Annotated in this window: 24 protein-coding genes; 10 read left to right on the forward strand and 14 right to left on the reverse strand. The window is 36.7% G+C overall.

The annotated features are described in order from the left end of the window. Nucleotides 1-63: 63 nt before the first annotated feature. The 8 genes from tyrR to pspA form a co-directional block, all read right to left on the reverse strand. Nucleotides 64-1,629: a transcriptional regulator TyrR gene (tyrR, locus tag CUB63_RS05065; protein WP_109847597.1), complete on the reverse strand. Its 1,566-nt coding sequence runs from the start codon at nucleotides 1,627-1,629 to the stop codon at nucleotides 64-66. 153 nt (nucleotides 1,630-1,782) lie between these two features. Further along, nucleotides 1,783-2,202: a hypothetical protein gene (locus CUB63_RS05070; RefSeq protein ID WP_109847598.1), complete on the reverse strand. Its 420-nt coding sequence runs from the start codon at nucleotides 2,200-2,202 to the stop codon at nucleotides 1,783-1,785. A gap of 530 nt (nucleotides 2,203-2,732) precedes the next feature. Then, nucleotides 2,733-3,776: a YcjF family protein gene (locus tag CUB63_RS05075; protein WP_072062531.1), complete on the reverse strand. Its 1,044-nt coding sequence runs from the start codon at nucleotides 3,774-3,776 to the stop codon at nucleotides 2,733-2,735. Continuing rightward, nucleotides 3,773-5,167 (reverse strand): YcjX family GTP-binding protein, encoded by a 1,395-nt coding sequence (locus CUB63_RS05080; RefSeq protein ID WP_072062532.1) that lies wholly within the window; start codon nucleotides 5,165-5,167, stop codon nucleotides 3,773-3,775. The genes CUB63_RS05075 and CUB63_RS05080 overlap by 4 nt, the downstream gene beginning before the upstream one ends. Further along, nucleotides 5,148-5,402 (reverse strand): peptide permease, encoded by a 255-nt coding sequence (locus tag CUB63_RS05085; RefSeq protein ID WP_157955972.1) that lies wholly within the window; start codon nucleotides 5,400-5,402, stop codon nucleotides 5,148-5,150. Before CUB63_RS05085 ends, CUB63_RS05080 begins: the two co-directional genes overlap by 20 nt. A gap of 119 nt (nucleotides 5,403-5,521) precedes the next feature. After that, nucleotides 5,522-5,878, reverse strand: a complete 357-nt coding sequence (gene pspC, locus CUB63_RS05090; RefSeq protein WP_109847599.1) for an envelope stress response membrane protein PspC — start codon at nucleotides 5,876-5,878, stop codon at nucleotides 5,522-5,524. Continuing rightward, on the reverse strand, nucleotides 5,878-6,108 hold the full coding sequence (gene pspB / locus CUB63_RS05095) for an envelope stress response membrane protein PspB (RefSeq protein ID WP_006537012.1): 231 nt from the start codon (nucleotides 6,106-6,108) through the stop codon (nucleotides 5,878-5,880). Before pspB ends, pspC begins: the two co-directional genes overlap by 1 nt. 36 nt (nucleotides 6,109-6,144) lie before the next feature. Beyond that, the gene (pspA, locus tag CUB63_RS05100) at nucleotides 6,145-6,813 is read right to left on the reverse strand and encodes a phage shock protein PspA (RefSeq protein WP_072062534.1); all 669 of its coding nucleotides are present in this window, start codon (nucleotides 6,811-6,813) and stop codon (nucleotides 6,145-6,147) included. A gap of 214 nt (nucleotides 6,814-7,027) precedes the next feature. Here pspA and pspF point away from each other — a divergent pair, with 214 nt between their 5' ends. The 8 genes from pspF (at nucleotide 7,028) to gstA (ending at nucleotide 15,880) form a co-directional block, all read left to right on the forward strand. Continuing rightward, the gene (gene pspF / locus CUB63_RS05105) at nucleotides 7,028-8,023 is read left to right on the forward strand and encodes a phage shock protein operon transcriptional activator (RefSeq protein WP_109847600.1); all 996 of its coding nucleotides are present in this window, start codon (nucleotides 7,028-7,030) and stop codon (nucleotides 8,021-8,023) included. A 289-nt stretch (nucleotides 8,024-8,312) separates the two neighbouring features. After that, a complete protein-coding gene (gene sapA, locus CUB63_RS05110) occupies nucleotides 8,313-9,998 on the forward strand; it encodes an ABC transporter substrate-binding protein SapA (RefSeq protein WP_109847601.1) in 1,686 nt (561 codons plus the stop codon). Nucleotides 9,999-10,001: 3 nt separating this feature from the next. Continuing rightward, nucleotides 10,002-10,967 (forward strand): putrescine export ABC transporter permease SapB, encoded by a 966-nt coding sequence (sapB, locus tag CUB63_RS05115; protein ID WP_072062537.1) that lies wholly within the window; start codon nucleotides 10,002-10,004, stop codon nucleotides 10,965-10,967. Beyond that, nucleotides 10,954-11,847, forward strand: coding sequence for a putrescine export ABC transporter permease SapC (gene sapC, locus CUB63_RS05120; protein ID WP_109847602.1), 894 nt, complete (start codon nucleotides 10,954-10,956; stop codon nucleotides 11,845-11,847). Before sapB ends, sapC begins: the two co-directional genes overlap by 14 nt. Further along, nucleotides 11,847-12,848 carry a putrescine export ABC transporter ATP-binding protein SapD gene (gene sapD / locus CUB63_RS05125; protein WP_072062539.1) on the forward strand — a complete coding sequence of 334 codons (1,002 nt, stop codon included), beginning with the start codon at nucleotides 11,847-11,849 and terminating at the stop codon, nucleotides 12,846-12,848. The genes sapC and sapD overlap by 1 nt, the downstream gene beginning before the upstream one ends. Continuing rightward, nucleotides 12,838-13,647, forward strand: a complete 810-nt coding sequence (sapF, locus tag CUB63_RS05130) for a putrescine export ABC transporter ATP-binding protein SapF (RefSeq protein ID WP_109847603.1) — start codon at nucleotides 12,838-12,840, stop codon at nucleotides 13,645-13,647. The genes sapD and sapF overlap by 11 nt, the downstream gene beginning before the upstream one ends. A gap of 207 nt (nucleotides 13,648-13,854) precedes the next feature. After that, complete coding sequence (gene fabI / locus CUB63_RS05135; RefSeq protein ID WP_006537026.1) at nucleotides 13,855-14,643, forward strand: enoyl-ACP reductase FabI; 789 nt, start codon at nucleotides 13,855-13,857, stop codon at nucleotides 14,641-14,643. Between the two features lie 625 nt (nucleotides 14,644-15,268). Then, nucleotides 15,269-15,880: a glutathione transferase GstA gene (gene gstA / locus CUB63_RS05145; protein ID WP_006537028.1), complete on the forward strand. Its 612-nt coding sequence runs from the start codon at nucleotides 15,269-15,271 to the stop codon at nucleotides 15,878-15,880. A 90-nt stretch (nucleotides 15,881-15,970) separates the two neighbouring features. On the opposite strand, the gene pdxY is transcribed toward gstA, so the two are convergent. The 4 genes from pdxY to anmK all read right to left on the reverse strand — a co-directional run bounded on the left by pdxY (nucleotide 15,971) and on the right by anmK (nucleotide 20,180). Next, nucleotides 15,971-16,840, reverse strand: coding sequence for a pyridoxal kinase PdxY (pdxY, locus tag CUB63_RS05150; protein ID WP_072062540.1), 870 nt, complete (start codon nucleotides 16,838-16,840; stop codon nucleotides 15,971-15,973). 123 nt (nucleotides 16,841-16,963) lie between these two features. After that, nucleotides 16,964-18,238 (reverse strand): tyrosine--tRNA ligase, encoded by a 1,275-nt coding sequence (tyrS, locus tag CUB63_RS05155; protein WP_072062541.1) that lies wholly within the window; start codon nucleotides 18,236-18,238, stop codon nucleotides 16,964-16,966. A 132-nt stretch (nucleotides 18,239-18,370) separates the two neighbouring features. Then, nucleotides 18,371-19,024, reverse strand: coding sequence for a pyridoxamine 5'-phosphate oxidase (pdxH, locus tag CUB63_RS05160; RefSeq protein ID WP_072062542.1), 654 nt, complete (start codon nucleotides 19,022-19,024; stop codon nucleotides 18,371-18,373). A 43-nt stretch (nucleotides 19,025-19,067) separates the two neighbouring features. After that, nucleotides 19,068-20,180 (reverse strand): anhydro-N-acetylmuramic acid kinase, encoded by a 1,113-nt coding sequence (anmK, locus tag CUB63_RS05165; protein WP_109847605.1) that lies wholly within the window; start codon nucleotides 20,178-20,180, stop codon nucleotides 19,068-19,070. Nucleotides 20,181-20,402: 222 nt separating this feature from the next. Between anmK and CUB63_RS05170 the strand changes: the two genes are divergently transcribed. After that, a complete protein-coding gene (locus tag CUB63_RS05170; protein ID WP_006537034.1) occupies nucleotides 20,403-20,870 on the forward strand; it encodes an outer membrane lipoprotein in 468 nt (155 codons plus the stop codon). 303 nt (nucleotides 20,871-21,173) lie between these two features. Here CUB63_RS05170 and slyA read toward each other — a convergent pair whose 3' ends face one another. Together slyA and CUB63_RS05180 are read right to left on the reverse strand one after the other, a co-directional pair. Beyond that, nucleotides 21,174-21,602: a transcriptional regulator SlyA gene (gene slyA / locus CUB63_RS05175; RefSeq protein WP_006537035.1), complete on the reverse strand. Its 429-nt coding sequence runs from the start codon at nucleotides 21,600-21,602 to the stop codon at nucleotides 21,174-21,176. 450 nt (nucleotides 21,603-22,052) lie between these two features. After that, nucleotides 22,053-22,292: a DUF1289 domain-containing protein gene (locus CUB63_RS05180; protein WP_072062543.1), complete on the reverse strand. Its 240-nt coding sequence runs from the start codon at nucleotides 22,290-22,292 to the stop codon at nucleotides 22,053-22,055. 184 nt (nucleotides 22,293-22,476) lie between these two features. Between CUB63_RS05180 and gloA the strand changes: the two genes are divergently transcribed. Further along, nucleotides 22,477-22,884 carry a lactoylglutathione lyase gene (gloA, locus tag CUB63_RS05185; protein WP_036937247.1) on the forward strand — a complete coding sequence of 136 codons (408 nt, stop codon included), beginning with the start codon at nucleotides 22,477-22,479 and terminating at the stop codon, nucleotides 22,882-22,884. The last annotated feature ends 49 nt before the right edge of the window (nucleotides 22,885-22,933 follow it).

Below are 22,933 nucleotides of genomic sequence, written 5' to 3' on the forward strand. Positions count from 1 at the left end.
TAAAAAAATAGACGAGTATTATGCTCGTCTATTTTTTATTATGCACAAAATCTTATTACTCCATTAGTCTTCAGGCTTATCACTCTTTTTATTCGTAAGATTATATTCTCTGAGTTTATTCGCAATAGCAGTATGAGAAATACCTAAGCGTTTCGCTAACTTACGTGTACTTGGATAATCATGGTATAAACGTGCTAAAATAGAAGCTTCAAAACGTTTTGTCATCTCATCCAACGAACCTTCTAATAGGTTCTCATCAAATAATGTTTCATCCGTATGCTCTGGTAACGTAATATCTTGAGCACGCAATGTATTTCCAGCTAACTGTGCCATTGCTTGATAAACAGTATTACGCAATTGGCGAATATTACCAGGCCAAGAATATTGTATTAAATAATTGGAGAAATCAGCAGAAATAGATGGTACACCTATTTTTTGTTCTTGGCAGTACTGATTAATAAAATGAGTTGCCAAAGGAATTATATCGTCCTTTCTTTCCCTTAATGGCGGTAATATTAATGTTAATACATTCAATCGATAATAGAGATCTTCTCTAAACAACCCCTTTTGCACTAATTCCCACAAATTTTTCTGAGTAGCACAAATAATACGCACATTTACATTAACTTCGTCTTCTTCACCCACTCTACGGAACGTTCCATCATTTAAAAAACGTAGAAGTTTGATCTGCATTTGTGGCGACATTTCACCAATTTCATCTAGTAAAACAGTACCACCATTGGCTTGCTCAAAAAAGCCCTTTTTCCCTTCAATGGCATTAGGATAAGCACCCGGAGCATAGCCAAATAACTCACTTTCAACAACATCATCAGGCATTGAAGCACAATTTAAGCCAAGAAATGGATACCTTAAACGGTTACTTAATAAATGGCAGGCTTTTGCCAATAAATCCTTTCCTGTACCAGTTTCCCCCACTAATAACAATGGAGCATCCATTATTGCCATTTTCTTTGCGCGAGAAATAAGCTGCTTCATTTTAGGTGTTACAGCAATAATTTGGTCAAAACCACTTTGATCATTAGCCATTAATTTAGGGTGATCATAAATAATAGAATGGTATTTCAACAAAACAAAAGCGCCAACACAATGATTATATTGATTATCATCCGTGAGTTTTATTGGGACAATTTCCATTTCAAAATCTTGTTTTTTCAGCGTGATAGGCACCATCTGAATAAAATGCTCTTTTTGCTCTAAAAAACGATGGATATTAAAATTTGGGATCAATTGGTTAAAGGTTTTCTCAGAATTATCATCTGGAGATAAACCAAACAGTAGTCTCGTTGCGGGATTTAGTAATTTAACCTTACCTTTTGTATCTATAGAAAAAACAGGTACTGGTACAGATTCTAATAATGTCCAAATTGCACGATGTTCTTGCTCAGAAGGCATAAATGCAACCGTACGTACATCAATAACACCGTCTATTCTACGGATTTCAGCCATTAACGGCTGAAAAATATCAAAATCAATCTGTGAAAAATTCAGGTAAATCAGACCTATTGGGAATATTTCAATTCCACGTAAATCTATATTTTTTAATACCAGCAGATCTAATAATTCACGGGTTAACCCGATGCGATCTTTACAAGTGACCTCTAAACGCATTATGAACCTTCTTAATACTGAGTGACCCTGAACTAATTCTAGATATTATACATAAATATCAACGAAATAAAGAGGCTTGTCAGCAAAGGTTGACACTACTAGCATTTATTTTTACACAATTAAATTAATTTTTTGATTTTTAACCCTGATTATTTATGTCTTAAAAAAATCAAATAACGAAAAAGAAGGGGTTCTTATTATTTTTTTCAATTCAAAATCGATAAGATATTCGACATCTTTCACCAAAGGACTTAATTCTTGACTAATCACTTTTTTGATGATTCTACATCCATTATCAAAACAAAAAAGTAAAAACTCTAATGCATTTATTGCCCTTTCTTTCTTATCTGACTCAGCTAAATATTCAAAAAATTGGGATGCCTTTTTTATTCGAAATGGCTTAGATTGCTTTTGATATTGTCTCTTTTTAATCTCATTAATCGTCTCACTAAGAATAGGGATTAAAATGCTGAGTTGGTTATCAATATTTGAGATATTAAATGCCGAACTCAGATAAAGTTTACGTCTTGGTTTAGAGAGTTTCTTTATTACTGATATTTGTATTTCTTTCATTTTTTAACCTTGTTATAAATATTATTTAGTCACTTCTTATATTTTTTACAAATGAAATCCATCACTATTTTTTGATTAGTAAATTAATCAAAAAATAAGCATATTAAAAGATATCAAAAAAACTATAAAAATTACCTTGGGGTGATATTTAACGCTATTTATTACACTAAAATCAATACTATTTTCTATCAAAAAAAGAAATACTGTGATTAAAAGCATAAATATGTCGCTAAAGAAACAGATATTAATCTTTATATACAAGTAGTTATAACAGTCTTATTCCTTTAAAGAATCGACTATTTTAAAAATTTCTTATCACGATAGTTTCATTTTAAAATAATAACATCTTTGGTAATAAGGAATTAAAATTACTTTATAGCATTCAGTTTATTATTTTAATAACAATATTTCTTTTTCTTTATCGGTATGGTTATTTTATATAAACAACACGTTGTTAATATTTATATAAAAAAACCGCAGAATAACTTCTACGGTTTTTATTTAAAAGAATAGAAAGGTTAAATAATGATTTACTCTTTCTTTTTATTACCAATGGTATTTTTTAATTTCCCAATTAACTCTTTTCTAAAATCGCCTAGTTTAGGTTTATTATCATCAATCCATGGTAAAGGACGGCATAACTCCATTGCCTTTATTCCTAATCGTGCAGTTAATAACCCAGCACCAATGCCTTGAGCAGCTCTTGTTGATAACCGTGCTGCAAGATCTTGTGAAAGCCAGTCCATTCCGACTTCTCTAACCAGCTCCGTTGCACCAGCAAATGCAATATTGACCAAAACAAGACGAAATAGTTTTAAACGACTATAGTAACCTAACTCGATACCGTAAATTTCGGCAATACGATTAATTAAACGAATATTGCGCCAACCAATAAAGGCCATATCAACCATTGCCAGTGGACTGACAGCGATCATTAAAGTTGACTCCGCAGCAGAACGACTAATTTCAGCTCTTGCTTGTTTATCCAAAATTGGTTGAACAAGTTGACTATAAAGTTCTAATACTTCTTTGTCATTATGTGTGTCATGTAATGCACTTTGCCAACGAATTAATGCCGGATGTTGTGAGCTAATACCTGCTTGTTTAGCGAGTTTTTCACAAAATGGCCTGCCATTTCCCATTGCATGGCTATAAAGTAATTCTTTTGCTTTATCTCTTTCATCAGCGCGTTGGCGTAAACGATAAATACGGCGCCACTCTGTGATAAGTGATCCAATGCCAGCAGCAACAATTAATCCACCTGCACTTGCCGCACCCAACGCAATCCAGTCAGAATTTATCCATGAGTTGAAAATCCATTGTCCAGTTTGGGCAATAACACTAATTCCTAAAATGGTACTCGCGATCGTTAATAAACGTTTCCAGACACTTTTTTTCGGTTTTAAAATTGATTGAACATCGCCTTCTAATTGCCCTTCATTCTCCTCATCCAATTGTGGATCAATAGGCAAAAATTGCTCATTTTCATTAAAGCCAACACCTTTTTTTAAGGTGACTTCTTCTTGAAGTATGGGCTCTTTAAAATCAATTCGCGATTTTAATGGCTCATTCATTTTAATTTATCCCCTAACAAGAATTCCATTGCACTATCCATGCGAATATGAGGAATCGCACTATCTCTTGATATTTGCTGAGGTCTAAAAGATTCGAAACTAAACCCCTGCTTTTCCCAAAATGCTTTTTCAGGTAATCGCTTAGGAACCTCACCAGGGAAATACACCAATGGTGTGTTATCACTTAAGCGAAAACCTTTTAAGGCTGGTATTTTTTCGCCATGATGATCAACTATTCCGCTTTCAGTTGCCGCAATAGAAGCGAGTCCCATACAATCAATGCTGATCCCTTCAAAAATAGCATTTTGTTTAGCATCTTGAATAAGCTGTTGAAGCAATGACACTAAATTTTCATGTTGGTCAACCGTGATATGGTCGGCTTTTGTGGCTGCAAATAGAAGTTTATCGATACAAGGTGAAAATAAGCGTCTAAGTAAGGTTCTTTTTCCATAATGAAAACTGCGCATTAATTGTGTTAATGCTTGGCGCATATCATTAAAAACATCTGCACCTTGATTTAAAGGTTGTAAACAATCAACTAAAACAATTTGTCTATCAAATCCTTGGAAATGATCACGATAAAAACCTTTTACAACATGCTGTCCATAATATTCATAGCGCTGTTTTAGCATACCAATATTAGTACGTTTATCTGCGTTCTTTAATTTAGCAATATCGTATTTTTGTAAATCAGCCCATGGGAAAAACTGTAAAACAGGTGCTCCAGCTAATTCACCGGGTAATACAAAACGCCCTGGCTGAATAAAATGAAGCCCCTCTTCTTTACATGCTAATAAATAGTCAGTGTAAGCGGAGGCAATATCAGCTAATAATGTTTCATCCGCTGGCGCAAAAGGATCACATTTTTTAAGGAGTAATTGCCAATGTTGTTCTGGTGACGTTCTTTGTCGATTGATCTTATTCATTTGCTCTGACCATTCAAAATAGTCTTGCTCAAGCATAGGTAAATCTAATAGCCATTCACCAGGGTAATCAACAATTTCTAAATAAAGAGAAGAGGTTTCTTTTATAAAACGAGTTAACGATTCATTAGAGCGGTAACGTAGTTGTAAACGAATTTCACTAACCCCTTTTGTAGGAACTGGCCAACTTGGAGGGGTATGATAAAGAGATTCCATTCCCTCATCATAAGTAAAACGTGGAATATTAAAATTGTGTTGAGGAATACGTTTTACACCTAGTAGCTGTTTATTTCGTGCAGCCGAAAACAGCGGTAAACGCGCGCCTGTATGTACATTAATAAGTTGATTAACTAAAGAGGTAATAAATGCTGTTTTACCACTTCGACTTAATCCGGTTACGGCCAAACGAAGATGTCTATCAACACCACGATTAATAAAAGCTGTAAGTTCATTTTGTAGGCGTTTCATGTTTCTCCCAAGACACTTGACGCGATAGCTTATTAAAACCTGCTTTGATAATAGGTTCAGCTATCAATAGAACCAACCAACGTAACGGTTTACTACTTACTCGTTTTAATATTCCGCCTGTGATTGCTGCTGGTCCAAATAAAGTGAATAACATTAATCCAAATGTTAACCCTTTTTTGGCTAATTGGGCGAGTTTATTTGTTTTTAAAGAAACGAATACTTGATTGAAATTCACAATACACTCCTCAATCAGAAATTTTACTCTCTCACAATACAAGCGTTGAAAAAGATAAATAGGCTGAAAGAAAGACGCTCCTAAAATGGAGCGTCTTATCAGATTAAATGGCAAAAATATTACAAATCTCGAAAGCGTTTATTTAACTGATAAGTGGAAGAGGTAATATAGCGTTCCATTTGTTGCAGACGTTTTTCGCCTTGCATCAATTGGTTATCTACTCCACTTAAAATTTCTTTTAAGCTCTCTTGCTGATCTTCGCCTCGCTGATAATTAGCAGGGGCTGGCTCCATAAAGAAACTTAAGACAAGATAAGCAATAATAGTTAAACCGAAAAAACCAGCAAACAGCGCAATCACCGCAATAACCCTGACAAGTAAAACAGGAATATTAAAATAATGGGCTAGGCCTGCGCATACGCCACGGATCACGCCCTCTTGTGGCAAGCGATACAATTGTTTGCTCTGCATCGTCATTATGATTGCCTCCAGTTAGGATGTTCTGCATCAAGTATTTGTTCTAACGTCTTAATGCGCTCCTGCATTTGCTGAGCCTTATCCACCAGCGCGTTCAGTCGCTGCATTTCTTGTTGGGTTAGCTGAACATTACCTCCGCCTTTCTGGCTGTTGTAATGTAACCACAGCCAGATAGGGAGAATAAACAAAATAAAAATGGTCAGTGGTATTCCCAGAAATATATAGCCCATTACATATCCTTTATAAGATGGTTATTACGTTTGCTGTTACTCTTTGTTGATATTGATTTTAGCTTTTAATGCCGCTAATTGCGCGCTAATTTCATCATCAGCTTTTAATTCAGCAAACTGTTGGTCTAATGATTTTTCTTTACCTAGCCCGTAACTTTGAGCCTCACCTTCCATATGATCAATACGGCGTTCAAACTGTTCAAAACGTGCCATTGCTGCATCCATTTTACCACTGTCTAATTGACGACGAACTTGGCGAGATGAGTTTGCAGCTTGATGACGCACAACTAAAGACTGCTGTTTTGCACGAGTTTCAGTTAGCTTATTTTCTAACTCGCTAATTTCACCTTTTAAGCGAGTTAGCGTTTCATCAATGATAATCAGTTCATGTTTCAATGTATCATTAACTGATGCTACACGTTGTTTTTCGATTAATGCTGCACGAGCTAAATCTTCTTTTTCCTTAATAAGAGCTAATTCTGCTTTATCCTGCCAATCTTTCATCTGTTTTTCAGCTTGTTCGATACGGCGCTCTAATCCTTTCTTTTCAGCTAAAGTACGTGCTGAAGTTGTACGGATCTCAACTAACATATCTTCCATCTCTTGGATCATTAGGCGGATCATTTTTTCAGGATCTTCCGCTTTATCTAATAAAGAAGCGATATTGGCATTAATTATGTCAGCAAAACGTGAAAATATACCCATGATGTTATCCTTAATAGCTATGCTAATTAGTGACGTTAAATTATTTCAATAATGGCGTACTATCGTAACGCCCGCATACTTTAGTTAATACAATTTGCGTGCCAACTTTTAAAAATTACTTAAGCTATTAATAATAGGTGACTTATATTATTCGCCTATTTTTCGAACACCTGATAAACTGGCAAAAAATACCTCAATATGGTGAATTTAACCAATGAATGAGAATTTAGAGACAATAATCGGCGTTGATAGTCAATTTATTGATGTATTAGAACAAACTTCAGCACTTGCTCAATTAAAAAAGCCTGTATTAATTATTGGTGAACGAGGTACAGGTAAAGAGTTGATTGCCCATCGATTACACTACCTTGCACCTTGGTGGCAAGGGCCTTTCATTTCAATCAACTGTTCTGCACTCAATGATAATTTACTTGATTCTGAGCTGTTTGGTCATGAAGCAGGCGCTTTTACTGGCGCTAAAAATCGTCATCAAGGGCGTTTTGAACGTGCGGATGGAGGTTCTCTTTTTCTTGATGAACTGGCGACTGCACCCATGCTTGTACAAGAAAAGCTTTTACGTGTCATTGAGTATGGTCATTTAGAGCGCGTTGGAGGTAGTCAATCTCTGCATGTTGATGTTAGGCTGATTTGCGCGACAAATGCTAATTTACCAGCAATGGCGGAAGAAGGTAAATTTCGTGCTGATTTACTGGATAGATTAGCGTTTGATGTAATTAGACTCCCTCCATTAAGAGAGCGACGCGCAGATATTATGTTACTTGCTGAAAATTTCGCTATCTCAATGTGCCAAGAGTTAAGTTTACCTTTTTTTCCTGGTTTCAGTGATAGTGCACGCCAAGTACTTTTAGATTATTCATGGCCAGGTAATATTCGTGAGCTTAAAAATGTTGTTGAACGCTCAGTTTATCGTCATGGAACTAGTGATAGCGTACTCAACAATATCATTATTGATCCCTTTGCTGGTATTCAAACGTCAAAAAAATCCGAATTAAAGAAATCGTCTCAAGAAAATTTTTCACTCCCTACATTACCGTTGGATTTACGCCAATGGCAAAATGAGGCGGAAAAAAAATTAGTTAATAATGCATTAAAAGAGAGCTTATATAACCAGAAAGAGGCAGCTGAAAAGTTATCATTAAGCTACGATCAATTTAGAGGGCTAATTAAAAAACATCAAATAACAACTTAATCTATTGATATAGATGTTTTTAATTGCAAGAAAACTCTATAAACAATAGGCAAAAAAAGCCAGCACCCGAGCTGGCTAGTAAAAAAATACTGGAAGCAATGTGAGCAATGTCGTTCCCTCTGCGGAAAACCTCTTACCGCCGAAGGACAATACGGATGATAATCTTTATCATTAGCATTTGTAAAGCATTTTATTGAGAATTTTTCTCACTTTGTTTTTTTTGACTATTTTGGGATAGAAAGTTTTTTAAGTTACAATAGCAAAATCGTTTCTCTAAAAGACATTATTTATGCGCCCTATTTTATTTATTGGTACTTTGCTATTTACCTTTACAAGCGCAACTTGTATCGCGGATGTAGCACCAAAAACACAAGCACCATCTATAACGCTTGAGCCAACTCCAATTAATCAAAATGGTTTTGTTTATTGTGTTGATGGCAGTGTAAATACCTTTAATCCACAGTTATCAAGTAGTGGATTAATTATTGATCCTCTGGCTGCCCAGCTCTATGACCGTCTTTTAGATGTTGACCCTTACACTTATCGCCTGATCCCTGAAATCGCAGCTCGATGGGAAACATTAGATAACGGCGCAACATACCGCTTTTATTTACGTAAAAATATCTCTTTTCAACAAACATCTTGGTTTACACCAACACGTAAACTCACCGCTGATGATGTTATTTTTAGTTTTGAAAGGATGATTAATCCCAAAAATCCTTTCAATCAAGTTAATGGTGGAAAATATCCCTATTTTGATAGCTTAAGTTTTGCCGACAATATCCAATCAATTAAAAAATTGGGTCAATACACAGTCGAATTTAGCCTAAAAGAGCCTGACGCCTCTTTTCTGTGGCATTTAGCAACACATTACGCCCCTATTCTTTCCACTGAATATGCACAAAGCTTAGAAAAATCGGGCAACCAGACACAACTTGATTGGAAACCAGTAGGTACGGGTCCTTTCTTTCTTGATGAATATCAACCAGGCCAATTTGTTCGTTTATTCAGAAATGAAAACTATTGGAAAGGCCAGCCTAAAATGCAACAAGTTGTTATTGATATGGGGGCTGGAGGTACAGGTCGCATATCTAAACTATTAACAGGTGAGTGTGATGTTTTAGCCTATCCTGCGGCTAGTCAATTAAAAGTATTGCGTGACGATCCGCGACTAAGATTAACGTTGCGTTCTGGTATGAATATCGCTTATTTAGCCTTTAACACCAGTAAGCCACCACTAAATGATCTTAAAGTTCGTCAGGCTATTGCTTATGCCATTAATAACGAACGTTTAATGGAATCTATTTATTATGGTGCGGCGGAAACGGCAGCATCAGTGCTTCCTCGTGCATCTTGGGCTTATGATAACAGAGCCAAAATTACAGAATACAATCCTGAAAAATCGAAACAAATTCTTAAAGAGCTAGGCCTTGATGAGCTGAAATTAAATCTTTGGGTACCTAGCGCCTCACAATCTTATAACCCAAGCCCATTAAAAATGGCGGAACTTATTCAAGCAGACTTAGCGCAAGTGGGTATTCAAATGAATATTCGTCCTATTGAAGGACGATATCAAGAAACGAGTATGATGGATCGCACCCATGATATGACCTTATCTGGTTGGTCAACTGACAGTAACGATCCTGATAGTTTTTTCCGCCCTCTCTTTAGTTGTGCAGCAATTGGCTCACAAACTAACTTAAGTCATTGGTGTTTACCTAACTTTGATGAAATTTTGAAAAAAGCACTTTATAGTCAGCAACTTGCATCAAGAATGGATTATTATCATCAAGCTCAAGATATACTTGCTCAAGAGTTACCTGTGTTGCCTTTAGCAAACTCTTTACGTATGCAAGCATATCGTTATGATATTAAAGGGTTGGTATTGAGTACTTTTGGCAATGCGTCTTTTGCTGGTGTTTATCGAGAGGCAGAAGTAGATGAACAAAATCACAAGAAAGAGGCTGTAAAATAATCCATGATTATTTATTCAATACGTCGATTACTTTTATTACTTGTGACACTGTTCTTTTTGTCGCTAGTGAGCTTTAGCCTAAGTTATTACACACCAAATGCCCCACTAAGTGGTGCATCACTCACTGATGCCTACTTTTTTTACGCCCATAATATGATCCATTTTGATTTTGGTATTTCCTCTATCAATGGTGAACCTATCAAATTGCAATTGATAGAAGCACTTCCAGCGACCATGGAGCTTTGTACCTTAGCCTTTCTTTTCGCTCTGATTATAGGTATTCCAGCTGGCATTATTGCGGGGGTTTGGCGTAATAAATCCGCCGATATTATTATCAGTAATTTCGCGCTCTTAGGTTTCTCTGTGCCTGTATTTGGGCTTGCACTGCTGTTAACTCTTTTCTTCTCACTAAAATTAGGCTGGCTACCTGTTTCAGGCCGTATTGATTTGCTTTATAACTTGCAACCTATTACAGGCATTGCATTAGTTGATGCGTGGTTATCTGATTCACCTTATCGCCAACAAATGATCATTAACGTATTACAGCATTTGATTTTACCCGTAATAACTCTGGCTATTGCACCAACAACTGAAGTTATTCGATTAATGCGAAACAGTACTGAAGAAATCATGTCAGAGAACTACGTGAAAGCAGCCGCAACTCGAGGTCTCTCACGTTTTACAATTATTCGTCGCCATATTCTTCATAATGCTTTACCCCCTATCATTCCTAAATTAGGCTTACAGTTCTCCACCATGCTGACACTAACTATGGTGACGGAAATAGTGTTTAACTGGCCTGGACTTGGTCGTTGGTTAGTTACAGCAATCCGCCAACAAGATTACTCAGCTATTTCAGCTGGTGTAATGTTGGTGGGTTCAATGGTCATTATTGTTAACGTTTTATCAGATATTGTGGGCGCAATGAGTAACCCAATGAAACACAAGGTGGGATATGCCTTTAGATAGCCAATTTTATAAAGAGAAAAAAACACCTTCACCCGCCGCGGTGATTTGGCAATGTTTTTCTAAAGACGTTATTTCAATGATAGGGTTTTATGGCGTTCTTTTTCTCTTAGTACTCAGTATTATAGGGCCTCATATTGCGCCTTATGCACTCGACCAACAATTTTTTGGCCATCAACTAACTCCCCCATCTTGGTATCAGAACGGCAATGTCTCCTATTTCTTTGGTACCGATGATTTAGGGCGTGATGTATTTAGCCGAATTTTAATTGGTACAAGCATGACCTTTGGTGGTGCATTTATTGTCACTTTTGCAGCGACATTAATGGGATTAATTATCGGCTGTTTTGCAGGTATGACCCACGGCTTAAAATCCGCCGTTCTCAATCATATATTAGACACACTGTTATCAATTCCATCCTTACTACTTGCTATTATTGTTGTGGCTTTTGTAGGAACAAGTCTTGGTCACGCAATGATAGCAATTTGGCTGGCACTATTACCTCGTTTAGTCAGAATGATTTACTCTGCTGTTAATGATGAATTAAACAAAGAGTATGTTATTGCTTCTCGTCTTGATGGCGCATCGAATATTTCTATTTTATGGTACACCGTACTGCCTAATATTACGCCTGTACTAGTTTCTGAATTAACACGTGCCTTCTCAATTGCTATTCTTGATATTACAGCATTAGGTTTTCTCAATTTAGGAGCCCAACTCCCGTCACCTGAATGGGGAGCAATGCTAGGTGATTCTTTAGAGTTAATTTATGTTGCTCCTTGGACAGTCTTAATTCCGGGTGCCACTATTATGATAAGCGTTTTACTGGTAAACCTTTTAGGTGATGGTTTACAGCGTGCTATAAATGAGGGAGTGGAATAATGCCTTTATTAGATATACGCAATTTAACCATTGAATTTATGACACCAGATGGCCCAGTAAAAGCGGTAGATCGTGTTTCTATAACCTTAAATGAAAGCGAAGTAAGAGGCCTTGTTGGTGAATCGGGATCTGGTAAAAGCTTAATTGCAAAAGCGATTTGTGGCGTAACAAAAGATAATATCAGTGTGACAGCCGATCGTTTTCGTTTTGATGATATCGACTTACTTAAATTATCACCAAAAGCGCGACGCCGTGTCATTGGTCATAATATCTCAATGATTTTCCAAGAGCCACAATCTTGTCTTGATCCTGCTACAAAAATTGAGCAACAACTTATACAGGCAATTCCTCGCTGGACTTTTAAAGGCCATTGGTGGCAACGCTTTCATTGGCGGAAACGTCGCGCAATTGAGCTATTACACCGTGTCGGTATTAAAGATCATAAAGACATTATGCGCAGTTACCCATATGAATTGACTGAAGGTGAATGCCAAAAAGTGATGATTGCTATTGCTATTGCAAATCAGCCTCGATTACTGATTGCGGATGAACCTACTAACGCTATGGAGCCAGCAACACAAACCCAAATCTTTCGTTTGCTGACTCGACTCAATCAAAACAACAATATGACCATTTTGTTGATTAGTCATGATTTGCAATGGATGAGTAAATTAGCGAATAAAATTACGGTTATGTATTGTGGCCAAACTGTCGAAACAGCATCTCCTGATGAGTTATTAGTCACACCTTATCATCCTTATACTCAAGCTTTGATCCGCTCTATTCCCGATTTTACCAACTCATTAGCCCATAAAAGCCGTTTAAATACATTACCGGGCGCAATTCCCTCTCTTGAGCATTTACCTGTAGGTTGTCGGCTAGGGCCTCGTTGCCCTTATGCGCAACGACAATGTATTGAAGCACCTCGGTTACGTTTATTTAAAAACCATGCCGTGGCTTGTCATTTTCCGTTAAATGTGGAGCCAACTGATGTTCGATAAACTGCTTGAGGTAAAAAATTTATCAAAAACTTTTCGCTATCGTACTGGATTATTTCGGCGTCAGCAGTTAGAAGCCGTAAAACCGGTAAGTTTTACGCTAGAACCCAAGCAAACTTTAGCTATTATTGGCGCTAATGGTTCAGGTAAATCTACACTAGCGAGAATGTTATCAGGAGTAACTGAGCCTACAGGTGGCGATATTTTTATTAATGGGCATCGACTAACTTTTGGTGATTATCCTTATCGTAGCCAGCGGATTAGAATGATATTTCAAGATCCCACTAACTCATTAAACCCGCGCCAACGTATCGGTCAAACATTAGAGATACCTTTACGCCTAAATACAGAATTAAGCGCTATTGAGCGTGAGAAGCGAATTTATCAAACATTACGTCAAGTGGGTCTTTTACCTGAACATGCAAATTATTATCCTCATATGTTTGCATCAGGTCAGCGCCAACGAATTGCACTTGCACGAGCATTGATATTACAACCTCAAGTCATTATTGCCGATGAGGCAATAGCTTCGCTAGATATGTCTTTACGTTCACAAATTATAAATTTGATGTTAGAACTGCAAGAAACTCATGATATTGCCTACATTTATGTGACACAAAACTTAGGCATGACAAAACATATTAGCGATAAAGTCATTGTGATGGATAATGGCGAAGTTGTTGAACGTGGTAATACGGCAGAAGTCCTTGCATCACCATTACATGAAGTTACTCGAAGATTGGTAGCAAGTCACTTTGGTGAAGCCTTAACAGCAGAAGCTTGGCGCCAAGATTTGACTTAAGTGTAAACAATATAAGCATAATGTTGATTGCACATTATTTCACCCTTTTCCCTTAACTCCTCGGAGGTGCTAGGGAAATTAAACAAATTTACAAATGTCGTGGTAGAATCAGCCACGTTTATTAACAATAAGCGTGATAACCTAACAGATAAATAAAACTGTGAATGATGTTATTATCGCGATTTACGAAAAAACAAGGATACAGCTATGGGCTTTATGACCGGCAAACGCATTCTTATTACTGGTGTTGCTAGTAAATTATCAATTGCTTATGGTATTGCCAAAGCTATGCGTGACCAAGGTGCAGAACTTGCATTTACTTACCAAAATGAAAAACTGAAACCACGCGTTGAAGAGTTTGCAGCATCATTAGACTCAAATATCGTATTAGAGTGTGATGTGTCAAAAGATGAAAGCATCGATACTATGTACGCAGAACTTGCAAAAGTTTGGCCAAAGTATGATGGCTTTGTTCACTCTATCGGTTTTGCTCCTGCTGACCAATTAGATGGCGACTACGTTAATGCAGTAACTCGTGAAGGCTTTAAAATTGCTCACGACATCAGTGCATACAGCTTCGTTGCTATGGCGAAAGCAAGCCGTGAAATGCTAAATCCGAATTCAGCTCTATTAACTCTAACTTATTTAGGCGCTGAACGTGCAATCCCTAACTATAATGTTATGGGTCTAGCTAAAGCTTCTTTAGAAGCTAACGTTCGTTATATGGCAAATGCTATGGGTCCTGAAGGTATTCGTGTTAACGGTATTTCTGCTGGTCCAATCCGTACATTAGCGGCATCTGGTATCAAAGATTTCCGTAAAATGTTAAGCCATTGCGAGTCAGTAACGCCTCTGCGTCGTACTGTAACAACCGAAGATGTTGGTAATACAGCAGCATTCCTATGCTCAGACTTATCTGGTGGTATTACAGGTGAAATCGTTCATGTAGATGGTGGTTTCAGCATCGCCGCAATGAATGAATTAGAACTAAAATAATTCTGTTATATAAATAATAGAAGCCAGCCTTACTGTTAAGGCTGGTTTTTATATTGTCTCTACTGTTTTAACGCTTAATTCTATTAGCTATCAAATTTTTATCTGATACCTGACTTTTTTCTTTTATTTTAAATATCATAGCTCGTTAGATAAATTTCACTTTTTTAGTTTATTCCTATAATCCTTTCTTTATATTAGCGATAAAATAATCACATATTAATAAAAGAATTTAATGTATGAAGAAATTTAGATTTCTGTTTTATATTTTTTCCCTTATTGGTGTGATTATTTTTTATTGTGGTTTTATTTTTTATTAAGTCTGAATTAAGTTTAGTAAGAAACGGTGTTGACAAAAAAAACGAAAATTTATTACCTTGATATTTCATTTTTATCTTCTTTTGAAGGATCATAATAAAATACGCCTTATATGTTATAAATATAAGGCACATTTACTTTCGAGTGTTTTCATCAATTAATCGTTTTGTTCACAAATTTACAAAAGCCTTTTTTATTCGCACCATTTGAGTTTGCTAATTTCTTAGAACCACTTATCATCTTATCTTAGTGAAGATATTCTAATATCTGTAAGTTAATTCACCACCTCATTGATAGGGAGCTATTCAATATGAAATTGTACTACACGCCTGGTAGTTGCTCGCTTTCCCCTCATATCGTTTTACGTGAAACTGGTTTAGATTTCTCAATAGAACGAATCGACTTACGTGCTAAAAAAACAGAATCGGGGAAAGATTTTCTAACCATCAATCCCAAAGGCCAAGTTCCTGTTCTTCAATTAGATAATGGTGATATTTTGACTGAAGGTGTTGCAATTGTTCAATACCTTGCTGACTTAAAACCTGATAGAAATTTAATTGCATCGCCAAAATCACTAGAACGCTATCATCAAATTGAATGGTTAAACTTTCTTGCTAGTGAAGTGCATAAAGGCTATGGCCCTCTATTTTCACCAGATACGCCTGAAAGCTATGTACCTATTGTTAAAACTAAATTAAAAAGCAAATTCGCCTATATTAATGATGTATTGAGCAAACAAAAATGTGCATGTGGTGAGCATTTTACGGTTATTGATGCCTATTTATTTACATTAAGCCAATGGGCACCGCATGTTGGTTTAGATTTAACTGATTTAACACACCTACAAAATTACCTAAAACGCATTGCACAACGACCTAATGTACATAGTGCACTAGTCACTGAAGGGTTAATTAAAGAGTAAATTAAAACTCAATAAAAAATAATCTAAACACAATTAAAAAGCGGATATCACATTAATATCCGCTTTTTCTTCTGTTAAAAGTTGATTGATTTAATCTAGCTGTGTTGCGCAGAATCGGTGTGTTGGATGCACCATTTGATCTTGAGCTGCAACGAGTTGTAGTTCGTATTCATTCATCTCTTTTGTTTTTAGCATCACTTCATAAACTGCTGAGGCAACGTGCTCTAATGCGGTTTGTAATTCAATACCTTTGAGTAAATCCACCAGCATTAAACCACTAGTTAAATCACCGACACCTACTGGTTGACGCTCACCAAAATCAACTAATGGGCGACTAACATGCCAACTATGTTCTGCGGTTACTAACAGCATTTCAAAACGATCATGACGATATCCAGCACGTGATAAGTGTTTTACTAATACAATTTTAGGGCCTTGTTTACACAATTCACGAGCAGCATTTAGGCATTCATCAACGTTGTGAAGTGCTTTACCACCACTTAATGTTTCAAGCTCTAATAAATTAGGTGCAATGATATCGCTAATAGGTAATGCATCTTCACACAGCACGCCTGAAACAGCAGGAGGAACAATACAGCCTTTCTCAGGATGCCCCATCACGGGATCACAGAAATACCATGCGTTAGGATTGGCTTGTTTTACTTTTTTAACGATATCAACAATGCGCAAACCTTGTTCGGCCGATCCCAGATAACCACTTAGTACAGCATCACATTGTGAGAGCTTGCCGATTGCGGCAATACCATCAACGATCTCAGTAATGTGTTCTGCTGACATAACACAACCAGTCCATTTTTCTGGATATTGAGTGTGATTTGAAAATTGCACTGTGTTTAAAGGCCAAACGTTTACACCCATGCGACGCATTGGAAACTCAGAAGCACTGTTACCCGCGTGACCGAAAACAACATGAGACTGAATAGAGAGTATATTTTTCATGACATAAACCGATTATTGTGAATACACACAACACCCAAGCTTTATTATCATAGGCGAGGTATATACATTTATTTATTGTTATTAAGAAAAAGGGCAACTCACCGGCTGCCCTTTACTTGTCAATTATTTCCAGATAACAAGGCAGTAGTGTTTTTTACCGCGACGTAAAATAGAATAATGACCAAATAAGAAATCTTTTTCTTCAAAGATGTATTCAGGATTGTCTTGTTTTTCGCCATTAATTGAAACTGCGTTAGAGCCAATCATTGTACGAGCCTGACCGCGAGAAGGAACTAATTCTGCGTTAACCAGCGCTTGTTGCAAATCACTGCCTTTTTCTAACTCAATTGTTGGCATACCATCTTGTGCTAATTGTTCAAGATCAGCTTGTGTTAAGTCTGCAATTGCACCAGAGAATAAGCTTTCTGTAATACGTTTAGCGGCGATTAAACCGTCTTCACCATGAACTAAACCTGTAACAAGTTCTGCTAATACACGTTGAGCACGAGGCGCTTGACCACTATTTTTATCTTCTTCTTCAAGTGCATTAATTTCTTCAATGCTCATAAAGGTAAAGAATTTTAAGAAGCGATAAACATCAGCATCTGCTGTATTGATCCAGAACTGATAGAATTTGTATGGGCTTGTTTTCTTAGGATCTAACCAAACCGCACCGCCTTCTGTCTTACCGAATTTAGTTCCGTCAGATTTAGTAATTAATGGTACAGTCATACCAAATACTTGTTTCTGATTGAAACGACGGGTTAAATCGATACCTGAAGTGATATTACCCCACTGATCAGAGCCACCGATTTGTAATTCAACACCTAAATGCGTATTTAATGACGCGAAGTCATAAGCTTGTAATAGGTTATAGGCGAATTCAGTAAAAGAGATACCCACATCGTCACGGTTTAAACGCTGTTTAACCGCTTCTTTGTTGATCATTTGGTTCACAGAGAAGTGTTTACCGATATCACGCAGGAATGTCAGCACATCCATTTGACCAAACCAGTCATAGTTGTTTGCTAATTCCGCACTGTTTTCACCACTGTCGAAATCTAAGAAAGGTGACACTTGTTTACGAATTTTTTCTACCCATTCGTGAACAGTATCTTGGGTATTCAGTTTGCGCTCGGTGGCTTTAAAACTAGGATCACCAATCAGACCCGTTGCACCACCCACCAACGCCACAGGCTTATGCCCGGCTAGTTGGAATCGTTTTAAACACAGCAAAGGAACCAAATGCCCCAAATGCAGGCTATCAGCGGTAGGATCGAAGCCACAATAGAGAGCGATAGGACCTTGCTCCAAACGCTCGACTAAAGCTGCCTCATCCGTAACCTGAGCAATTAGCCCACGCTCCTGCAATTGTGTGATTAGGTTCTTGCTAGACATCAATGACTCCATCGGTTTATTGTTTTTTGTCTATTTAAAATATAAGTGAAACACGAGTGGTATAGCATAAAGCGCCACTACATTAAGTACCAGTAGAAAAAGACTTTTTGAGGCAAATTTATTAACACTCTATTAAGGTGCTAATCGCTCAATGTCCCATCCTTGTGGTGATTTCTGATAGATAAAGCGATCGTGTAGCCGATTTTCTCTTCCTTGCCAAAATTCAACAGAATCAAATGTCACACGATATCCCCCCCAGAAACTCGGTAATGGCACTTCCCCATTTTGAAATTTCTGCTTTAATTCTAGAAACTTACTTTCTAACACGCCTCTTGCGGAAATGCGAGAAGACTGTCGAGAAGCCCACGCTGCAATTTGACTATCTTTAGGGCGACTATGGAAATATTTAATAACTTCAATAGGAGACAGTTTTTCGGCTTTCCCTAAAAAACAAACTTGTCTTTCTAATGGATACCAAGGGAATAATAAACTAACGCGTTGATTGTGCTCTAAATGGCTCGCTTTGCGACTGCCCAAGTTGGTGTAAAAAACTAAGCCATGTTCGTCAAAGTGCTTTAATAACACGATACGCTGGTAAGGTTGTCCATTTTCATCAACAGTTGCAACACACATAGCCGTAGGATCGCTTAAACGCGCTTCACAAGCTTGTTTTAGCCATTTCTCAAACAATACCAATGGCTGTTCAGTTAACTCATGACGTCGTAATCCACCTTTCATATATTCACGGCGTAAATCAGCAACATCAATAAAATCAAGATCTGTCATTTTTCACTCTCTCTTTTGAGAAACTGCATTCAGCATATCACGCTTAACGAGGATTTGTAGGGTAAATCACCCCTAAAACAGTTTCTCTCGATGCCCCTGTTACAGAAGGTAAATTCCCTGATTCATTTGCAATAGTGCGCGCGGCTAACCAAGCAAATGCCAGTGCCTCCATATCATCACCACTTAAACCATATTTATCCGTTGTTGCGACTTCTGTACCGGGTAATAGTGAAGCTAATCGATGCATAATTTGCCCATTTCGCGCCCCACCACCACAAACGAGTAAACGTTCACATCCACCATTTAATTGTATCTGTTGCGCAATACTTATCGCGGTTAATTCAACTAGCGTTGCTTGTACATCTTCAGGAAAAACATTAGGTACTCTTGCTAAATGGTAATTTAACCATTGTGTATTGAAATATTCTCGCCCTGTACTTTTAGGTGCTGAACGCGAAAAATAAGGATCCGAAAGCATATCTTTCAATAAAGTTGGGTTTACAGTACCAGTCGCAGCCCATTTGCCATTATCATCATAGGGTGTTTGGTTATGGATCCAATTCCAGCTATCTAATAGCATATTTCCTGGTCCTGTATCGTAGCCTTTAACGGCAATACCGGGTAATAACAATGAGATATTGGCGATGCCACCAATGTTTAAAATAATACGTTTTTCAACAGGATGTCCTAATACGGCAAGATGAAAAGCAGGCACTAAAGGCGCCCCTTGTCCACCGTAAGCAATATCTCTGCGGCGAAAATCACCGACCGTCGTAATTCCTGTTAGTGTAGCAACACGGTTGTTGTCACCAATTTGCATAGTAAATGGCATATCACTTTCTGGCTCATGCCAAACAGTTTGTCCATGACACCCTATTGCCGTAATATCACTCGCGCTAAGTTTTGCTTTTGAGAGTAATTCTATGATTGCTTGCGCATAAAGTTCACCTAATTGAGCATCTAATAGACCGATTTCATGCAAGGTAGTCGGTTGCCCTTGGCAAACAGCTAAAATTCGTTGGCGTAGATTCTGAGGATAAGGCAGAAAGTGATTTTCTTGTTGTGCAACGAACTTATTATTGATTGCAGCTAATACAACATCAACACCATCTAAGCTTGTGCCAGACATCACACCAATGTACCGCCCTGCTATCATGTTCTTTTCCTTATAATCAAGATGATGCAAATTTTTAACATATAATGTTATATTCTCTTTTTTTCAGAAATCTCTTCTGTTTTTACTATCGGCTTTTACTATATAGTAAGCTATATATTATTAAAATCAGTCTCGACATACGCAAAAAACAAGCTATAACTGATAATAGACAACATTGGTATAATCTGAGCAATTTACCTCAGGTTTTCTTTAGGAGTGACTATGTTTAAGCATTTACTTATTGGCCTTTTCACAATGACTGTACTTACTGGTTGTGTGAATACTAGTTCACTATCAGGTGACACTTATACTGCAAGTCAAGCCAAACAAGCTCAAAATATTACTTATGGTACAGTGGTTTCTGTACGTTCAGTCAATATTCAAGCGGGTAGCGATGAAAATATTTTAGGCGCTATCGGTGGTGCCGTTCTCGGCGGTATGTTAGGTAACACTGTTGGCGGAGGAACAGGTCGTAACCTTGCAACAGCCGCTGGTGCAATTGCAGGTGGTATGGCAGGACAACAAGCACAAGGTGCTTTAAATACGACTAAGGGTGTTCAAATTGAAGTTCGTTTAGATAGTGGTAGAACTGTCGCTATCGTTCAAAAAGCAGATAATACTGTGTATAGTAAAGGTCAACGTGTTGCAGTTATCGGTAATGGAAATAACTTAACTGTTTCTCCTCGCTAATTAGCAACAAAAAACAGGCAACATTAAAGTTGCCTGTTTTATTTTATGACCCAATAATAATTAATCTAAAGAGAGAGCAAAATATATAATCTAGTTATTACAATTATGAATATATAATGATTTTTTTATATACTCGTCAATTTTCAGTGTTATTGATATCGTTTACTCGCACCAATTGCATATTTTATATGTCCCTAGTGACTCATTCACTTGTGTTCTAGCTGAACATTGGATTATTGAGAGTATTGTTATCATCATATAATTAATATTATTTAATTAGAATATATATTAAATTTGAAATTATTAGTCATTTAACCTATTTATATTTTTTTCTAGTTTTTGGATTGTACTTATTAGTCTTTCTATTTCCTCTAGTTGAATACCACCTAATATTTCTCGTCTCGTTTTTTCTATAACAGCATAAACCTCATTAATAAAAGGTTCAGATTCTTTTGTTAATTTTATACGTTTTGCTCTACGATCATTTGCACATGTATGGCGACATATCAGTTTTTTCTCTTCCAGTTGATCTAAGGTTCTCACTAAAGACGGCTGTTCGATTCCTATCGCTTTTGCCAATTGGATTTGTGACTGCTCTGGAGGTAATTGGCTGATATTATACAAAGTAATCCAATGGGTTTGAGTTAATTTTAATGGTTTGAGACGATGATCAATTAAAGCACGCCATAATCGAACTAAACGCGCTAAATCAGCTCCTAATGTTGATTCCACTTATCTCTCCTTAATTAGCATTTTCAGTCAACTTATTACAAAGTTTAGATATTCATTTTTAATACGATATTTACCTATTCTTTTTAATTAAAACATTACCTTTAATAACTAATATAGTTATAATCCCATTTATTAGATAAGTAATTATTTTCCAGACATAATTAAACCATTTCTTTCTAGCCATGAAAGTTCATAAAGAATAACCTTGTTATAAAAACTAATCTATATTTTTTTACATAATAATAATTATTATTTTACAGACAATAGCAGAAGCAAAAAAAACACATTTACAATCAATCAATTAAAAACAATACAGCATGGTAACAATTTAAAATATCAACCTTAGATTAATAAAGAAAAAATAATAAACATCATAACTACAATAAATAACAATAATGAATTAAAAAGATAGTTAATTATTATTTTAATATTAAAAAATAAATAGAATATTTAAAATAAATTGAGTTGTTTATTTTCTTTTTCAATTGTAGAACCCAATTTCTTTAATGATCTTAAATAACGTTGCTGACAAAGCCGTAATATATTTCTTTTCTCTTGTTGATTCATTGTTGACCAATTAAACCGCTCTTGACGGCTGCGATAGCAGCCAACACAATATCCTTGCATATTCATTTCACAACGCCCAATACAAGGACTAGGAATATCAAAAAATTCTAATTGTTCCTGCATTTGATTTTCCCTCCCTATTGTTTGTTACAATAGAGTATAGTTAATAGAGATATTATCTGCACAACATGATTTATTGAACTGTTAAAAGCGTAGTAAAATTGAACTTTAGGGCTTTAACGCGTTATAGTACCCCGCCATCAGTTTATCTGTAGGGTTTAATCATTAAAAAACACAAGAGGTTTATATGCGAGTACTTCATACCATGATCCGTGTGGGCGACTTACAACGTTCTATCGACTTTTATACCAAGGTTTTAGGTATGCAACTTCTACGCACTAGCGAGAATGAGGAATATAAATACTCGTTAGCTTTTGTTGGTTATGGTGATGAAAGCACTGGTGCAGTTATCGAATTAACCTATAACTGGGGTGTAAATAGCTACGAAATGGGAACTGCTTTTGGGCATGTAGCATTAGGTGTTGATGATGTTGCCGCGACCTGTGAAGCCATTCGCCAAGCTGGCGGTAATGTTACCCGTGATGCTGGCCCAGTAAAAGGTGGCTCAACAATTATTGCTTTTGTTGAAGATCCTGATGGATATAAAATCGAGCTCATCGAAAATAAAAGTGCAAGTCACGCTCTAGGTAACTAATTTTTATAAAAACCAGAAAGATACATATGTTATCTTTCTGGCCTTACTG

It is taken from the genome of Proteus penneri, assembly GCF_003144535.1.
GTDB lineage: Bacteria > Pseudomonadota > Gammaproteobacteria > Enterobacterales > Enterobacteriaceae > Proteus > Proteus penneri.

Coding starts and splice junctions, on each gene's coding strand:
- pdxH (WP_072062542.1), bottom strand. CDS start 19,024: ATGACAGATCTTGATTTTATTGATGTTGCTGATTTACGCCGTGAATAT.
- sapF (WP_109847603.1), top strand. CDS start 12,838: ATGTTCGATAAACTGCTTGAGGTAAAAAATTTATCAAAAACTTTTCGC.
- pdxY (WP_072062540.1), bottom strand. CDS start 16,840: ATGAAAAATATACTCTCTATTCAGTCTCATGTTGTTTTCGGTCACGCG.
- sapC (WP_109847602.1), top strand. CDS start 10,954: ATGCCTTTAGATAGCCAATTTTATAAAGAGAAAAAAACACCTTCACCC.
- CUB63_RS05070 (WP_109847598.1), bottom strand. CDS start 2,202: ATGAAAGAAATACAAATATCAGTAATAAAGAAACTCTCTAAACCAAGA.
- fabI (WP_006537026.1), top strand. CDS start 13,855: ATGGGCTTTATGACCGGCAAACGCATTCTTATTACTGGTGTTGCTAGT.
- CUB63_RS05080 (WP_072062532.1), bottom strand. CDS start 5,167: ATGAAACGCCTACAAAATGAACTTACAGCTTTTATTAATCGTGGTGTT.
- CUB63_RS05170 (WP_006537034.1), top strand. CDS start 20,403: ATGTTTAAGCATTTACTTATTGGCCTTTTCACAATGACTGTACTTACT.
- sapA (WP_109847601.1), top strand. CDS start 8,313: ATGCGCCCTATTTTATTTATTGGTACTTTGCTATTTACCTTTACAAGC.
- anmK (WP_109847605.1), bottom strand. CDS start 20,180: ATGATAGCAGGGCGGTACATTGGTGTGATGTCTGGCACAAGCTTAGAT.
- pspF (WP_109847600.1), top strand. CDS start 7,028: ATGAATGAGAATTTAGAGACAATAATCGGCGTTGATAGTCAATTTATT.
- pspB (WP_006537012.1), bottom strand. CDS start 6,108: ATGGGCTATATATTTCTGGGAATACCACTGACCATTTTTATTTTGTTT.
- gstA (WP_006537028.1), top strand. CDS start 15,269: ATGAAATTGTACTACACGCCTGGTAGTTGCTCGCTTTCCCCTCATATC.
- tyrS (WP_072062541.1), bottom strand. CDS start 18,238: ATGTCTAGCAAGAACCTAATCACACAATTGCAGGAGCGTGGGCTAATT.
- pspA (WP_072062534.1), bottom strand. CDS start 6,813: ATGGGTATATTTTCACGTTTTGCTGACATAATTAATGCCAATATCGCT.
- sapD (WP_072062539.1), top strand. CDS start 11,847: ATGCCTTTATTAGATATACGCAATTTAACCATTGAATTTATGACACCA.
- tyrR (WP_109847597.1), bottom strand. CDS start 1,629: ATGCGTTTAGAGGTCACTTGTAAAGATCGCATCGGGTTAACCCGTGAA.
- pspC (WP_109847599.1), bottom strand. CDS start 5,878: ATGACGATGCAGAGCAAACAATTGTATCGCTTGCCACAAGAGGGCGTG.
- CUB63_RS05180 (WP_072062543.1), bottom strand. CDS start 22,292: ATGCAGGAACAATTAGAATTTTTTGATATTCCTAGTCCTTGTATTGGG.
- CUB63_RS05075 (WP_072062531.1), bottom strand. CDS start 3,776: ATGAATGAGCCATTAAAATCGCGAATTGATTTTAAAGAGCCCATACTT.
- gloA (WP_036937247.1), top strand. CDS start 22,477: ATGCGAGTACTTCATACCATGATCCGTGTGGGCGACTTACAACGTTCT.
- sapB (WP_072062537.1), top strand. CDS start 10,002: ATGATTATTTATTCAATACGTCGATTACTTTTATTACTTGTGACACTG.